Here is a 14,363-nt window from a genome sequence, read left to right on the forward strand (position 1 = left end):
CGGTCCTTACGCAAGGGCCTCCCGCGAACCCGGTGAGGTGTGCGGATATCGAGTCCGCGGGAGGCGGGGCACCCATCGGCGACGTCGAGAGGCCGGCGCGTCGCCGATGGGAGTGGTGGCCGGTCGACACCCCGGGGTGGCGACCGGAGTTTCTACAGCGGTTCCCAGAAGGTGATCTGGGTGGCCTTCGGGTCGATCGCCGGGCTGAGGGTGGATCGGCCTTCCGCCGAGTTGGCGCGCAACTGCTTGAAGACCGCCTCGGCGTCGCCGTCGATCTCGTAGACCGCCAGATACCGGTGCGTGGCGCCCTGTCCCTCGAGCTGCGGGGCCCGATACCGCGAACACGAGCGGATGCCCTCGATCTGCAGCAGTTCGGGAATGTGCACGTCGTTGTACCAGGTGTTGTATTCGTCGTCCATGCCCTCGCGCGGGGTGGAAAAGACCAGCATCTGCATGGTGTGTGCCTAACGATCAGTGGTGGGGGGCAACCGCTTTCGCGCCGTCAGGCGCGCTGGGCGTACAGTTCGGCCCATTCCTTGCGGGGCCGTACGGTCAGATCGACATCGGCGGCCTGGGCGCGCAGCGCGCCGACGGTCGCCTGCTCGCGCGGGATGTGCGCGAACGGTTCCCAGTTCAGGAACCGGCAGGCGTTCTGCCAGGTGATCTTGGAGATGTCGGCGTCGTCGGCGCCCGCCGCCTCGAGTTCGGCCAGGACGAATTCCGGGGCGTCGGGCCACAGCGAATCCGAATGCGGGTAGTCGCATTCCCACGCGATGATGTCGATGCCGATCTCGTGCCGCAGCTTCAACGAGGTCTTGTCGGTGACATAGCAGGCCATGACGTGCTCGCGGAACACATCCGAGGGCATCTTTCCGCCGAAGTCGCGGCGCAGCCACTTCTGGTTGGTGTAGTGGCGGTCCGAGCGGTCGAGGAAATACGGGATCCAGCCGATGCCGCCCTCGGACAGCGCCACCTTCAATCCCGGATAGCTGCGCAGCGCGGGGCCCCACAGCAGATCCTGGACCGCGATCTGGGACACGCTGGGCGCCAGCACCATCAGATTGTCGATCGGCGCGTCCGGGGCCATGCGCAGGGCGCCGAAGCCGGGCCCGATGTGCAGGTTCATCACCAGGCCGGTATCGGCGAGCGCGGCGAACACCGGACCCCAGTACTCGATGTCGTGATAGGACGGGTGACCCTCCACGTGCGGAATCTCCGACATGGTCACGCCGTGGAATCCCTTGGCCGCCACCCGCTGGATCTCCGCCACCGCCAGTTGCGGATCCCACAGCGGCAGAATGGCATTCGGGATGAACCGGCCCGGATAGGTGGCGCACCACTCGTCGATGTGCCAGTTGTTGTAGGCCTGGATCATCGCCACGGTGATCTCGTCCTTGAACTGACTCAGGTGGCCCGCGCTGAAGCCGGCGAAGGTCGGGAAGCACATCGAGGCGAACACGCCGTTGGCATTCATATCCCGTACCCGGTCGTGAATGTCGTAGACGCCCGGACGCATCTCGGCGTAGCGGGTGGGGTTCTTGTCCCACTCCTCCTTGGGCCAGCCGACGACCGCGTTGAGCCCGGTGACGCCGACCGGCCGGCCGCGATAGGTCCACTGATCGATGCCCTGCTCGTTGGTGAGCAATTGTGGCACGTACTCGGCGTACTTCTTCGGCGTATGCCGGTCGAACATGTCGGCCGGCTCGACCACGTGGTCGTCGATGCTGACCAGGATCATGTCATCGATATTCATGAGGTTCCTCGTGCTGGTGCGGACGGCGGCGGCCCGGCGCGGCGGGCGACAGTGCGAGATGATGAATCTCTGTTATGGAGAATTATACTCTCCTATTTGGCTGCGACGATACACCCGATTCGGCGCCCGCTCGGCAAACGGCCGATTCCGCCCTGCCGCTACGCCGCCCGGTAGACGACCTGCCCGGCGACGATCGTGGCGGCCACGGGCGACGAGTCGAGCACCTCGCCGAGTTCGGGGGGCGGAACGCGCAGCAGGGTCAGATCGGCGGTGTGGCCCGTGGCGATGGTGCGGGGAATATGCGGCCTGGCGGCGGTGCCGAAGAACAGCGACAACGCGGTGACCGGTGACAGCGCCTCCGCCGGTCTGCCCGGGCCGCGATCGGTGGCGGCGCGCACCACCGCCCAGGGGTCCGGGTCGCCGAAGGGTGCGTCGGTCCCGGCCGCCACCCCGACGCCCGCGGCGAGCAGCGAACCGAGCCGCCACAGATCGGGCCGGTCCTCGGCGGGCACCTCGCGGGCGTACTGGGCGGCGCGCTCGATCAGGAAATGCGGTTGGGTGATCACCGGAATATCGTTGCGGCGCAACCAGGTCAGCACCTCGGCGGGAACGACGGCACCGTGTTCGATGCGGTCGCCGGGCACCACCCCGGCCAGATCGAGGGCGGCCATGGTCAGGATCAGCTGGACCCGGGTGACGCAGTGCACCGCCGCGGCCCGCCCCGCACTGTGCAACCGGCGCAGCCGCACCACGAAATCGTCGAGGTCCGGCAGGGCGGTGTCGTCGAGCAGAATTTTGGTGGGCCCCAGACGGAAACGCTCGACGTGCGGATCCTCGATATCGGGTTCGGCCATACAGTAGACGCGCTGCACGATGCGCCCGTCCAGCACCCCGGCGGCCAGCGTGCCGACCTCGGGCCGGGTGAGATCCGGTGTGGCATCGGTGAATCCGGTGATTCCGCGTGCCGCGGCCACCGCCGAGACGGGGGCCGGGTCCGGTGCCAGGCAGCCGAGCCGGTCGCCGAGCCATGTGTCCATTCGCCACAGCCGGCCCGTGACCCGGCCCTGCGGATCACGTTCCACCCCCGGCAGATGACAGTTGTCGACCTCGAGCAGGGCGCAGGCGTGGGAATCGAGGATCCACAGCGCGCCGGAACGATGCTGCACCCGCACCGGCCGCCCGACATCCATGCGGTCCAGCGCCCACCGGTCGATCGCCCCGGCGACATCGTCGTGGTAGTCCACGGCGCGGATCCAGGCATGTCCGGGTGTCCGGCGTGCGGCCTCCCGTAGACGTGCCGCCAGTGCGTGCGGGCCGTGAATCCGGTCCGGTCCCACCGGAATCGACTCGGAGCGCGCGGCGAGTGAGCGCAGGTGGATGTGATGGTCGTGCAGGCCCGGCACCAGCCATCCGCCGCGCGCGTCGATATCGTCCTCGCCGGCCTGTGGCCGCAGACCGCACCCGCATTCGGTGATGGTGCCGCGTTCGCAGCGGATATCGGTGTGAGCGCTGCCGAAGACGGCGGCGTTGCGAATCAACATGCGACACCACCCGGGAATGCGGACTCGGCGTGCGTCTGTGCGGAGCGCGGGGACAGGACTGCCTGCGTGTGTCCGGTGTGCGCGCACCGGACCTGCCAGCGCCCGTCATGGGTGAAGACCCGGTGCGGGCCCGCGCAGCGCGGTGGCGCGGCGGCGAAAGCGGCCGTGACCGAGCGCATCGAGACGTCGGCCAGGACACCGCCGCCCGCCCGTACGGCCGCGCAGACCGCCAGTGCCGCAGCGATTCCCGAGAGCGGGTCGCCGATCGCATCCGCGCAGAACACCGGCATGCCGTGTCCGGTGCCGACGAGCCCGCCGGCCACCGCCGCGTCGTCGCCGAAGGCCACCCGCATCGGCTCGGATCGGCCGTAGCCGGTGAGACCGACCCAGATCTGGCCGGGACGCAGCCCGCGCCGGTCGGGCCCGAGCCCCAGTTGCGCCAGCGCGCGGGGGCGGGAGGCCTCGATCACGATGTCGGCGGCCGCCAGCAGCGCCGCCAATTCGTCTCGCCCGGAATCGGTGCGGAAGTCGACGGTGCGGAATTCGTGTCCGGCGTGCAGGGGGTCGAAGAAATGGTGATCCGCCCGCGCACCGTCGGGCCGATGCGGACTCTCCACCTTGATCACCCGTGCCCCGGCCCGGCCGAGAATATGGGCGCACAGCGGCCCCGCCCACATCGAGGACAGGTCCACCACCAGCCGCCCGGTCAGGTCTCGCCAGGGTGCCGGCGCCGCGAGCCGGGACAGCTGCCACGGTGGCGTGCCCGGATCGGCCTTCGGTCCGCCGGGGGGAAGGGCGGCGGCCGGGACTCCGAGCAGTTGAGCGCGGTCGGCGAGGTCGGCGGCGGAGACGTCAACGGCGAACTGCGCCAACGCTTTCCAGTGGTCGCGGGTCCGGTGGGCGCCGATGATCGCGGGCACGGCGGCGATATCGTCGGGGCGCGACAGGGTCAGTGCGCACCAGCCGTCGGCGGTGCGCAGCAGGCGGGTGGACCCGCCCGCCGAGCGTGTGCCCGCGCGCCGGAAACCGTGGTCGACCGCCCGCGCGGTGAGTACCGGACCGGGAGCCAGCGTCACCGCCCGTCCCAGCGCGGCGGTCGTGCGCGCGAGCAGGCTCAGGACCTCGCCCAGCCGGGCGAAGGCGGGCGCGGGGGAGATGTCGGGCGGCCCGCCCGCGGGCCCGGTGAGGTCCATGGCTCCCGACGCCGCCCAGCCACAGACCTCGCACCCGAACGGGGACGCGTCCGTCGCACGCGGCGGCCACAGTTCGGATACCCGGTGGGCGAGCGTGGCCGGCGGGGACAGTGCGGCTGGATGGTTCATCTCAGGCCTCCTCGGCAAGGGTGTGCGCGGCCGTCGCTACGACGGCCCGCCGGTGGGCTCGATGCGATCCACCAGGCCCCAGCGCAGGGCGGTGTCGACGTCGATGGTGGCGCCGGTGAGCATCGCCCAGGCGGCCCGCCAGCGCCCGATCCGGCGCGGCACGCTCACCGTGCCGCCCGCTCCCGGGACCAGGCCCATACCGACCTCCGGGAAGCGGAACCAGGTCCCCGGCGCCGCGGTGACGATGCCGCCGAACGCGGCGATCTCGGCGCCCGCGCCGACACAGGCGCCGTGGGTGTCGATTCGCAACCGGGCGGACAGGCGGTCGAGCACCCGCCACGGCGCCCGGTCCAGGCGCACCAGATAGGCGGCCACCGGGTCTGTCGCACAACCGAATTCGTCGAGGTCGCCGCCGCTGCAGAAGGCCGGTCCCGCGCCCGCGAGCCGGACCGAGGTGATACTCGGGTCGGCCTCGGCGACCTGCGCGGCCGCGAGCAGTTCCTCGCGCAGGCGGGCGCTGAGCGCGTTGCGGCGGCGCGGCCGATCCAGCACGATGGCGAGTTCACCGCCCGCGCGGTCGATCCGGACCAGGTCGCCGGATTCGTCGTCCGGTGTCCGGGCCGGCCCCCGAGCCCCGAGCCAATCGCGGAATTCCGTGCCGCCCAGCAACATCGAGTAGACCGCCGCTTCGGCGGCCAGCGCCGGGAGGGTGGGCAGCGCGGGAGTCTGCCGCAGCAGGTGACCGCAGGCCAGCGCCGCCCGGGGCGCGTGATCGACGGCGGCGGCGAGTATCTCCACCGCGGCGGCGCAATCGGTCACCGTGACCACGCGCCGGTCCCGCAGCGGCAATTCGCTCACCGAGACGGTCGCCGCCTCGAGAATCGGATGCAACCGCGCCGGCACCGGATCACCGGCGACGGCGACGGTGAGTGCCGCGCCGGTGGCGATCGAGCCGGCGATATCGGCGATCTGTTCGGGACTCGAGCGCCGCAGTCCGTCCAGGTCGACGACGGTGAGCGGCCGTTGCGGCCTTCCGTCGCGGTCCAAGCTCAGGTCGGCGAATCGCAGGTCTGCGTCAGCAGCGCTGGTGGTCATCGTCACCGCCGTTCTGTGAGGCCGCGAATGCTCGCGGGCAACCGGATGCGCGCACGGGAACCGGAACAGGCCGGACCGATTCCCGTGCGCTCGGCGCTGCGGCGGCCCGCGCCGGCTCCCCGGGGCGTCCGGGTCCGGGGGCGGCGCGTGTGAAACGGGTTACCGCAGCTGGTCTTTCATCACCTTTCCGGTCGCGTTGAGCGGTAGTTCGTCGAGGAACACCACGGCACGCGGCACCTTGTATCCGGCCATGTTCTCGCGGCTCCAGGCGATGAGCTCGGCCTCGGTCAGCGGCGCGCCCGCGACGACGAACGCCTTGCCCACCTGGCCCATGCGCTCGTCGGGCACGCCGATCACCGCCGCCTGCACCACCGCCGGATGCTGCAGCAGCACGCCTTCGATCTCCGCGGGATAGGCGTTGAAGCCGCCGACGATGAACATGTCCTTCTTCCGTCCGATGATGCGCAAGCGGCCGCCCTCGTCCACGGCGCCGAGGTCGCCGGTGTGCAGCCAGCCCTCGGGGTCGATCGCCTCCGCGGTGGCCGCGGGATCGTCGAGATAGCCCTGCATGACGGTGTAGCCGCGCAGCAGCACCTCGCTGTCGGCGGCGATGCGGACTTCCACACCGTCGCACGGGGTTCCGGCGGTCGTCGCGATCTGCTCGAAGGTGTCCCCCGGGCGTGAGGCGGTCGCGGTACCCGCCTCGGTGAGCCCGTATCCGGTCATGATCGAGCGGAACGGGAGTTCGGTCTTCACCCGGCGGATCAGTTCCACCGGGATGTCGGCCGCCCCGGTGACCGCGGACCGCAGCGACGACAGGTCGTAGCGCCCGCGCGCCCCGAGCAGCGAGTGGTACAGCGTGGGCGGGCCGGGCAGCATCGTGATCCGTTCGCGCGCAACGAGTTCGCAGACGCGGTCCACATCGAACACCGGCACCGGCAGGATGGTGGCGCCACGGATGAACGAGGCCAGCACGCCGGCCTTGTAGCCGAAGGTGTGGAAGAAGGGATTCACCGCCAGGTAGCGGTCACCTACGCGCAGATCCGCCAGCTCACACCATTCGGTGTACAGCCGCAGATTCTGGCGATGGTTCATCATCACGCCCTTGGGGCGGCCGGTGGTGCCCGAGGTGTAGATGATGTCGGAGATGTCGGTCCCGGCCACCTCGCGTTCGAAAGGTGAACCGCTGGACAGGAAATCGGAGGCGAGGTCGATCACCGGCACGCCGTCGGGCCCGCGCAGTTCTCGCCCCAGGAAGCCCTGCTGTACCAGCAGCAGTTTCGCTCCGCTGCGGCCGATCACATCCGCCGCCTCCGCCGCCTGGAACCGGGTGTTGACCGGAACCAGCACGCCGCCCGCGGTGAGCAGGCCGAAGGCGGCCACGATCCAGGCCGCGGAATTGGGCGCCCAGATCGCCACCCGGTCGCCCTTGCCCACCCCGGCCTCCGCGAAGGCGCCCGCGGCCCGGCGCACCCGCTCGACGAGTTCGGTGTAGCTCAGCCGCAGATCGCCGTCGACGACCGCCTCGGCGTCACCGAAGCGATCGGCCGAGGAGGCGACCATCTGCGGGATGGTCTCCCAGCTCATACCGCGGGCCGCACCGCTCATACCTTCAGCAACCTCGCCAGGTTGCCGCCCATGATCTTCTCCTGGTTGGCCAGCGGCATATCTTTGATCTCGTTGATGTAGCGGGCCGGTTCGGCCAGGCCCTCCGGGTGCGGGTAGTCCGAGCCGAACAGCACGTTCTCCACCCCGATCAGATCGGCGATGGCCTGCAGATCCTCCTCCCAGAACGGGCTGACGTGGATGCTGCGCTTGACCGCCTCGACCGGATCCTGGAAGCCGAAGCCCTCCGGCGCCTTCTTGTACACATCGTGCAGATTCTCGAGCAGCGGGGCCAGCCAGGAGGCACCGTTCTCGATGACGGCCACCTTCAGCTCGGGGTGGCGGAACAGCGCGCCGTGGCACACCCACGAGGCGACGGCGTCCTGGATCGGGCGCCATTCGGTGGTCATCCGGAAGGTGTTGGTCTTGAACGGCAGCATCTCGAGGTTGCTGCCCTCCCATTCGGCGTTGAACCGCGAATAGCCGCTGTCGGAGGAGTGCATCGTCACCAGCACGTCGTGCTCGACCACGCGCTTCCAGAACGGGTCGAATTCCGGCAGGGCGAACGAGCGCGGCCCGCGCAGACCCGGCACCGGAGCCGGGCGCACCAGAATCGCCTTGGCGCCGTGTTCGACACACCAGTCGAGCTCCTCGATCGCCTTATCCACGATCGGCAAGCTCACCACCGGCACCGTGAAGATGCGGTCCTTGTAGTTGAAACCCCACTCCTCGAGCAGCCACTGGTTGAGCGAATGCACCACGGCGTGAATGAGATCGGGGTGATGGCGCATGCGCTCCTCGATGAGGCTGGCCAGGGTCGGGAACATCAGCGTGCGGTCGAGCTGTAGCTCGTTCATGAGCTCGAGGCGCGGGCCGGGCTCGTGGAACGCGGGAATCGAGCGCATCGGCTTACCGAAGATCTCCCGGCGGCTCTTACCCTCGGGATTGCCGTTCTTGAAGTACTCCTCCATCGCGCCGGGCCGCGCGACCACCTCGAAGGTGGGATTGGGGATGTACTCGCTGATCTGGCCGAGGACCGCGATCTTGGTGCGGCCGTTGAGTTCCACGTACTGGATGGCGCCCTCGAACTCCTTCGGCAGGTACCGGGTGAGGGCCTCTTTGGTTTCGTACAGGTGGTTATCGGCGTCGAAGAGCTGGTACGGCAGCTCGATCTTCGTCATAAGAGTCTCCTTTGTTCGTTATGAGAATCATATTCTCAGTTTTTGCGCGTGGCAACGTCCTGCCCGGCCACGGCGGCGCGCACGCGGTATTTCTGGACCTTGCCGCTCGGGGTGCGGGGGAAGTCGTCGACGATGTGCAATTCCTCGGGCCACTTCTGCTTGGCCAGGCCGGCCTCGGCCAGATGCGCCTGCACGTCGGCCAGGGTCGGGGTGGTGCTGCCGGACCGCAGCCGGACCACCGCGGCGGCATGTTCGATGAGCCGCGCATCGGGCGCGGCGACCACGACGGCTTCGGCGACCGCGGGCATGCGGTGCAGCACGTCTTCCACCTCGACCGCGCTGATGTTCTCGCCGCCGCGGATGATCAGATCGGTGGTGCGGTCGGTGATGGTGAGATAGCCGTCCTCGTCCAGCCGCCCGACATCGCCGGTGCGGTACCAGCCCTCGTCGTCGAAGGCGGCCGCGGTCAACTCCGGATCCGTGTAGCCCAGGCACAGATCCGGTCCGCGACTGAAGATCTCGCCGTCGTCGGAGAGCCGGATCTCCACCCCCGGCAGCGGGCAGCCGTCGGTGTAGAGGCGTTTGTCCTGAGGATCCGTGCAGTCGGAGCCGGTGATGGACGGATGTTCGGTGCTGCCGTAGGCGCGGTAGGCGATGATGCCGAGTTCGGTGAGCCGGGTGGTCACCGCGGCCGGCACCGAACTCCCGCCCAGCCCCGCGTATTTCATCTGCCGCAGATGCGCGTCGGTGAACGACGGATGGTCGAGCAGGCTGGTGAGGTAATAGGGCACCCCGCCCGCCACGGTGGCGCCGAATTCCGACATCAGGGCCAGCACCCGGCCGGGATCCCACACATCCACGAGGTTGATCTCCGTCCCGTCGAGCACCGGGATGAGCAGGGCGTTGACCATGCCGATGAAATGGCCGACCGGTGCGGCCGTGAGCTGGGCGCCCAGATCGGGCGGGTAATGCGCACTGAGCTGGCGCGTTTCGAACCCGAGGGTGCGATGGCTGTGGACCACGCCCTTCGGGTCGCGGGTGGTGCCCGAGGTGAAGGCGATCAGCGCGGGGGAGTCCGGTGCGACCGTGACGATTCCGGGCATCGGCTCTTCGTCGAGCAGGGAGTCGAAGTCGCGGCCCACCACGCCGACGATCGGCACCTGCGCGCACAGATCGGGCTGAAATTCCATGGCGCCGAAGCGTTCCGCGGTGACGAACACCTTCGGACGCACCGCGTCGAGGATGTAACCGATTTCCTTGCGGCCGTAGAAGTGCACGATCGGCACCATCGTGGCCCCGAGGAAGGAGGCGGCCCAGAAGGTGGCCGCGGCCTCCATCCAGTTGGGTAGCTGGAAGGCGACCACATCGCCGGGGCCCACACCGCGGCGGCGCAATCCGGCGGCGAGCCGGCGGGCGAGGTGCTCGACCTCGCGCACCGTGCCCGACCAGGGACGCAGCTGGGAATGAACCCGGAACGGGACCTCGGGTTCCCCGGCCAGGCCCCGCGTCAGCATCTCGCCCATGGTTTCGCGCGTCCACCATCCGCGCGACTCGTACCGATCGATCAACTGCTGCGGGATCTTTCGCATGGCTGAGCTCCAATGCCCGACGAATGGGAAGGCCGGCGGGACCGGACCCGAATACGGAGATGATATTCTCAGATTCGGAGAAGCAACATATCCAGAACGGAGAACGTGTGATGGTCGACCTCGAGGTGGACGGCGGGATCGCGGTACTGACCATCAACCGTCCGCAGGCGCGCAACGCCATCGCGCCCGAGACGATGGATCAGCTCGATGCCGCGATCGACGCCGCGGCCGGCGCCCAGGTGCTGGTCGTGCGCGGTGCGGGCGAGCGCGCGTTCGTCTCCGGCGGAGATCTCAAGCAACTGGCCGCGATTCGCACCGAGGAGGGTGCCGCGCAGATGGCCTGGCGGATGCGCGGCATCTGCGATCGGCTGGCCGCGTTCCCGGCTCCGGTGGTCGCGGCGCTCAACGGTCACGCCCTCGGCGGCGGTGCGGAATTCGCGGTGGCCGCCGATATCCGGATCGCCGCCGACGACATCACCATCGGGTTCAACCAGGTGGCGCTCGCGATCATGCCCGCCTGGGGCGGAGCCGAACGGCTCGCGAAGCTGGTCGGGCGCAGCCGCGCACTGCTGCTGGCCGTCACCGGGTCCCTACTGTCCGCCGCGGAGGCGCAGCAGTACGGCCTGGTCGATCGGGTGGTGCCGCGGGCGGATTTCGAGCGGGAGTGGCGGTCACTGGCGACCGCGCTGGCCCATCCGGCCTCGGCGCCGATCAAGCGCGTGGTCTCCGGCGCCACCCCGCCCGAGGCGGTGGAAGCCTTTGCCCGGCTGTGGGTTTCGGATGCGCACTGGGAAGCCGCGGATCGGGTGCTGAACCGCGGTTCGGCCCGCGGCGCGACCGCGCGGGCCTAGGACCGGTTCCTCGCCGAGCCGGCCCGCTGTATCCGTCGGGTGTGGTTTGCCGGATTCGGCGGCGGTCAACACTATGTTTCGGCCTCGCCGGCCTGGTTCCGGCAGGCCGTCGTTGTTGTTTGCCGTCGGAAAACGACCTGCGCCACATCGGCGCAGAAGGAGGATACGTGCGCATCATCACCACCGGTCTCGCCGCCACGGCGTTGACCGTCGCCGCGGTCGCGGGGGCCGGCGTCGCTGCGGCCGATGACGATTCGGGGCTCAACCCGCCCAAGGAGATCATCACCGTGGATATCAATCTCCTCGGATGTTCGATCGGCGCCGGACTCGGCGCGCAGCTGGTTCCCACGCTGAGCGCCGGCGGATTCGGTGGCCCGGTGGGCATCGACGGCGGATTGGCCTCGCGGCTGCGCAGCGCCGGCTGCCTGCCCTGGCGCTGACGGCGCGAATTATTCGGTCGCGCTGTCGATTTCGGTGATGGCGTGCACCGGGCAGTCCAGCAGTGCCCGGTGCACGCCGTCGCGATCGGCGGGTGCGACGACACCGTCACCTTCCAGCGACGCGTAGCCCCAGTCGTCGAGCGAAAAGTACTTCGGCGCGTGTTTGGCGCAGGTGCCGAAGCCGTCGCAGACGGTGCGATCGAGTCGGATCTTCACAGCGAGGTCACCGCTTCCACATCGAAGGGGCGGACGGCGGCGAACGGCGTGGCCGCGCAGATCGCGCAGCCGCCGCCGCGGTGGCGCGCCACCGCATCCGGGAATTCGTCGAGCAGGGTCCGGGCCGCATTCGTCGCCGCGTCGAGGGTGCCGCAGGCGCCGCGGCCGCGCAGCACGGTCGCCCAGCGGCGCAGCCGATCCAGATCGGCGGCCTCGGCGACCCCGTCGCGCAGTGCGGAGGCGACCGCGCTCATCGCCGCGGTGCCGTTGAAACACGAGCCGCACTGACCGGCGTTCTCGCGGTCGAAATAGTCCAGCACCGCCGCCGCCACCGCGACCGGGCAGTCGTCGGGCGTGAGCAGTGCGACGGCGCCGCAGCCCAGTCCCGTCCCCAGCGCCCGCAACGTCTCGTGATCGAGCCGGGCGTCGAGGATGCGGCTGTTGGTGAGGCCGTTGAAATAGCCGCCGAGCAGCGCGCCGTGCACGCGGTCCGCGGCGACGCCGTGCAACTCGAGCAGGGCGCGGAACGAAAACCCGTGCGGCAGTTCGTAGATCGCCGGTTCGCGCCCGCCCCCGGTCACGGTGGCCAGGAAGGTCCCCGGCGAGTCCGCGGTGCCCACGGCACGGAAGGCCGCCGCGCCGAAGCGGTGAATCCATGCCAGCTGGGCGAGAGTTTCCACGTTGCTGACCAGTGTGGGGCGTCCACCGACGCCGGCCGCATACGGACGGGGCGGCTTGTCGGTGGGTGTGGCGGGCCCGCCGTCGATCGCACGGACCGCCGCCGTCTCCTCCCCGGCCACATATCCGGCGGCGACGGTGACGATCTCCATCGGCACCGCGAGCTCGGCGGGATCGGTCTCGGCAAGCGCGCCGGCGACCGATTCGGCGGCCCGGTCGTCGGAGACGTACAGCACCGCGCGATCGGCGGCGAGAATCGTCGCGGCGGCTCGTAATCCGTCCAGCACCAGATGGGGGCGCCGGCGCAGCAACCAGCGGTCCTTCCCCGAGGCCGGTTCGCCCTCCTCTCCGTTGGCGACGACCACCGGCCGCACTCCGGCATCGCAATGCCGCTGTACCGACAGCAGTTTCGTGCCCAGCGGGAAGCCCGCGCCGCCGCGCCCGCGCAGGCCCGACTCGACGACCTCGGCGAGCAGCCGCGCCGGATCCTCGATCGGCGCGTACCCGCCGCTCGCCCGGTACGCCGCCGCCGACTCGGTGCCCTCGCCGCCGGTGATTCGCGGCGCGGTCCCCGGTGGTGCGCTGACTATCGGATTCGCGATCGCATCCATCGATCCGTCCTTCGGAATATCGTCCGCCGCCGAAAACTGTCGGCGCGGAAATGGCTGTGCCTACAATCGGCGGCATGCGTACCGCAGTAATTCGTGTCGATGTGGATCCCGCCGGGGAACTGCCGCCCGCGGAATTCGGGAAGAAGATATCCGCGCTCATCTCTCGCGCTGCGAAATCCGGAATATCGGTGACCGCACCCGATATCGATCGGCTTCCCGCACGCCGCCGCGAAATCCAGGTGCTGATCGACGGTGACGACACGGCCGCCGTGCGCGAACACGCGGTGGGAATGTGTGCCGATATCTTCGGCTCCGCCGTCCGGCCCGGGGCGGTCACCTTCGTCAGCCGGGGGACCGACGACGACGCCCACGGTGTCCTCGCCGGATTCGGCATCACCGGAGAGATCGATCGCAGCTGCGACGCGGCCGGCTTCGACACCCTCACCGTCCGCCTGGCGCGCACCGATCTGGAGCGCATCCCGGAGAGCCGGATCCAGACCGCGCTCGAGGCGGCGACCAACTCGGAGGTGGTCATCGTCACCAGGTGAGCACGGCGGTGAGCCGCCTGCGAGAGGCTCACCGGCCCACCGCGATTCGCCGATTTCCACCGCTACTGCCGCACGAAGTCCAGGATCGCCGGCGCGGCCAGCACCCAGGTGTCGAAGATGTTCCCCTCGCCCCGGGCGCGCGCCTTCTGACCCTGCTGCCAGGCGTCCTCGGGCCACGGCGGATCGATCAGGACCGAACCCTCGATCAGGCAGTGCACTTCCATCGACGTCCGCTTGGGGTGGTCGATATCGTGCTCACCTCCCCGGATGATGAGCGTGGGAATCCTCAGCTTCGAGAACTCGTAATCGGTCACCCCGGGAATCGTCTGACCTGGTTTCGGAACATAGGCGTCGAGCCAGCGCAACATCTGCGCCTGGAATTCCTCGGCGTCGAGAGCCAGCAGCCGGTCCTTGTTCTTCGGATTGTCCTGGATGCGTTCCTGCCATTCCGGCAGTTCGATCAGGCCCTCGATGCCCTTGATCTTCGCCGCGGTGATGTTGGGAATGATGTAATGCGAACCGAGCGCGATCAAGCCGTAGTTGCCGCCGACGATATTCCACACGATCAGCTTCGTCGCGATCTCCGGATACAGCATCGCCGTCAGAATGGAATCCCGCGCACCGCCGGAGCCGCCGGCGATGATCACCGGACCCGTGTCCAGATGCACGAGCAGATCGTGCAGCACCTCGGCGCGCATATGCGATTCCGTGGGACCCCAGAACGCGACCTCACTGCGGCCGCAGTTGGGCCGGTCCCACAGCAGGACCCGGTGGCCACCGGCGACCAGGGCCTCGGCCAGCGGCCGCAACCCCGGAATTTCGATGCTGAACCGGCCACCGGGAGTGAGCACGATCAGCGGACCGGACTCTCCCAGAATTTCGTAATAGACCTCACCACCGCGGATTTCGGCGATCGGCATGGACAGACCTCCT

The 14,363-nt window shown here is 69.4% G+C and carries 13 protein-coding genes and 1 pseudogene; 3 read left to right on the top strand and 11 right to left on the bottom strand.

The features are described 5' to 3' along the window. Nucleotides 1-152: 152 nt before the first annotated feature. From A5780_RS29755 to A5780_RS29790, 8 genes are all read right to left on the bottom strand, one after another. Nucleotides 153-455 carry a DUF4286 family protein gene (locus A5780_RS29755; protein WP_051756868.1) on the bottom strand — a complete coding sequence of 101 codons (303 nt, stop codon included), beginning with the start codon at nucleotides 453-455 and terminating at the stop codon, nucleotides 153-155. A gap of 47 nt (nucleotides 456-502) precedes the next feature. Further along, entirely contained in the window at nucleotides 503-1,753 is a 1,251-nt protein-coding gene (locus A5780_RS29760) for an amidohydrolase family protein (RefSeq protein ID WP_063031931.1), read from the bottom strand. Between the two features lie 158 nt (nucleotides 1,754-1,911). Continuing rightward, nucleotides 1,912-3,294, bottom strand: coding sequence for an amidohydrolase family protein (locus tag A5780_RS29765; RefSeq protein WP_064910500.1), 1,383 nt, complete (start codon nucleotides 3,292-3,294; stop codon nucleotides 1,912-1,914). Then, a complete protein-coding gene (locus tag A5780_RS29770; protein WP_082976799.1) occupies nucleotides 3,288-4,616 on the bottom strand; it encodes a CoA transferase in 1,329 nt (442 codons plus the stop codon). Before A5780_RS29770 ends, A5780_RS29765 begins: the two co-directional genes overlap by 7 nt. A 36-nt stretch (nucleotides 4,617-4,652) precedes the next feature. Then, nucleotides 4,653-5,711 (bottom strand): enoyl-CoA hydratase/isomerase family protein, encoded by a 1,059-nt coding sequence (locus A5780_RS29775; RefSeq protein ID WP_064910505.1) that lies wholly within the window; start codon nucleotides 5,709-5,711, stop codon nucleotides 4,653-4,655. Between the two features lie 159 nt (nucleotides 5,712-5,870). Then, nucleotides 5,871-7,319, bottom strand: coding sequence for a FadD3 family acyl-CoA ligase (locus tag A5780_RS29780; RefSeq protein WP_231983145.1), 1,449 nt, complete (start codon nucleotides 7,317-7,319; stop codon nucleotides 5,871-5,873). Beyond that, complete coding sequence (locus A5780_RS29785; RefSeq protein ID WP_063013903.1) at nucleotides 7,316-8,497, bottom strand: amidohydrolase family protein; 1,182 nt, start codon at nucleotides 8,495-8,497, stop codon at nucleotides 7,316-7,318. The genes A5780_RS29780 and A5780_RS29785 overlap by 4 nt, the downstream gene beginning before the upstream one ends. A 35-nt stretch (nucleotides 8,498-8,532) precedes the next feature. Next, nucleotides 8,533-10,086: an AMP-binding protein gene (locus tag A5780_RS29790; RefSeq protein WP_064910507.1), complete on the bottom strand. Its 1,554-nt coding sequence runs from the start codon at nucleotides 10,084-10,086 to the stop codon at nucleotides 8,533-8,535. A 110-nt stretch (nucleotides 10,087-10,196) separates the two neighbouring features. On the opposite strand from A5780_RS29790, the gene A5780_RS29795 reads away from it, so the two are divergent. Further along, complete coding sequence (locus tag A5780_RS29795; protein ID WP_064910611.1) at nucleotides 10,197-10,937, top strand: enoyl-CoA hydratase/isomerase family protein; 741 nt, start codon at nucleotides 10,197-10,199, stop codon at nucleotides 10,935-10,937. Between the two features lie 167 nt (nucleotides 10,938-11,104). Then, entirely contained in the window at nucleotides 11,105-11,377 is a 273-nt protein-coding gene (locus A5780_RS29800) for a hypothetical protein (RefSeq protein ID WP_063013907.1), read from the top strand. Between the two features lie 15 nt (nucleotides 11,378-11,392). Here A5780_RS29800 and A5780_RS29805 read toward each other — a convergent pair. Together A5780_RS29805 and A5780_RS29810 are read right to left on the bottom strand one after the other, a co-directional pair. Continuing rightward, a pseudogene (locus A5780_RS29805) lies at nucleotides 11,393-11,593 on the bottom strand (ferredoxin); the annotation flags it as partial. After that, on the bottom strand, nucleotides 11,590-12,882 hold the full coding sequence (locus A5780_RS29810) for an NADH-ubiquinone oxidoreductase-F iron-sulfur binding region domain-containing protein (RefSeq protein WP_063013909.1): 1,293 nt from the start codon (nucleotides 12,880-12,882) through the stop codon (nucleotides 11,590-11,592). The pseudogene A5780_RS29805 and the gene A5780_RS29810, both read right to left, overlap by 4 nt. Before the next feature lie 74 nt (nucleotides 12,883-12,956). Between A5780_RS29810 and A5780_RS29815 the strand changes: the two genes are divergently transcribed. Further along, on the top strand, nucleotides 12,957-13,430 hold the full coding sequence (locus A5780_RS29815) for a hypothetical protein (RefSeq protein WP_063013911.1): 474 nt from the start codon (nucleotides 12,957-12,959) through the stop codon (nucleotides 13,428-13,430). Nucleotides 13,431-13,492: 62 nt separating this feature from the next. Here the strand turns inward: A5780_RS29815 and A5780_RS29820 are convergent, their stop codons facing one another. Further along, nucleotides 13,493-14,350, bottom strand: coding sequence for an alpha/beta fold hydrolase (locus A5780_RS29820; protein ID WP_064904790.1), 858 nt, complete (start codon nucleotides 14,348-14,350; stop codon nucleotides 13,493-13,495). Between the last annotated feature and the right edge of the window lie 13 nt (nucleotides 14,351-14,363).

This window comes from Nocardia sp. 852002-20019_SCH5090214, assembly GCF_001665865.1.
Taxonomy (GTDB): domain Bacteria; phylum Actinomycetota; class Actinomycetes; order Mycobacteriales; family Mycobacteriaceae; genus Nocardia; species Nocardia nova.

Bases quoted from the DNA above. Each gene is read 5' to 3' on its own strand.
- A5780_RS29760 (WP_063031931.1), bottom strand. From the start codon at position 1,753: ATGAATATCGATGACATGATCCTGGTCAGCATCGACGACCACGTGGTC.
- A5780_RS29815 (WP_063013911.1), top strand. From the start codon at position 12,957: ATGCGTACCGCAGTAATTCGTGTCGATGTGGATCCCGCCGGGGAACTG.
- A5780_RS29770 (WP_082976799.1), bottom strand. From the start codon at position 4,616: ATGAACCATCCAGCCGCACTGTCCCCGCCGGCCACGCTCGCCCACCGG.
- A5780_RS29790 (WP_064910507.1), bottom strand. From the start codon at position 10,086: ATGCGAAAGATCCCGCAGCAGTTGATCGATCGGTACGAGTCGCGCGGA.
- A5780_RS29780 (WP_231983145.1), bottom strand. From the start codon at position 7,319: ATGAGCGGTGCGGCCCGCGGTATGAGCTGGGAGACCATCCCGCAGATG.
- A5780_RS29765 (WP_064910500.1), bottom strand. From the start codon at position 3,294: ATGTTGATTCGCAACGCCGCCGTCTTCGGCAGCGCTCACACCGATATC.
- A5780_RS29795 (WP_064910611.1), top strand. From the start codon at position 10,197: ATGGTCGACCTCGAGGTGGACGGCGGGATCGCGGTACTGACCATCAAC.
- A5780_RS29810 (WP_063013909.1), bottom strand. From the start codon at position 12,882: ATGGATGCGATCGCGAATCCGATAGTCAGCGCACCACCGGGGACCGCG.
- A5780_RS29785 (WP_063013903.1), bottom strand. From the start codon at position 8,497: ATGACGAAGATCGAGCTGCCGTACCAGCTCTTCGACGCCGATAACCAC.
- A5780_RS29755 (WP_051756868.1), bottom strand. From the start codon at position 455: ATGCAGATGCTGGTCTTTTCCACCCCGCGCGAGGGCATGGACGACGAA.
- A5780_RS29820 (WP_064904790.1), bottom strand. From the start codon at position 14,350: ATGCCGATCGCCGAAATCCGCGGTGGTGAGGTCTATTACGAAATTCTG.
- A5780_RS29775 (WP_064910505.1), bottom strand. From the start codon at position 5,711: ATGACCACCAGCGCTGCTGACGCAGACCTGCGATTCGCCGACCTGAGC.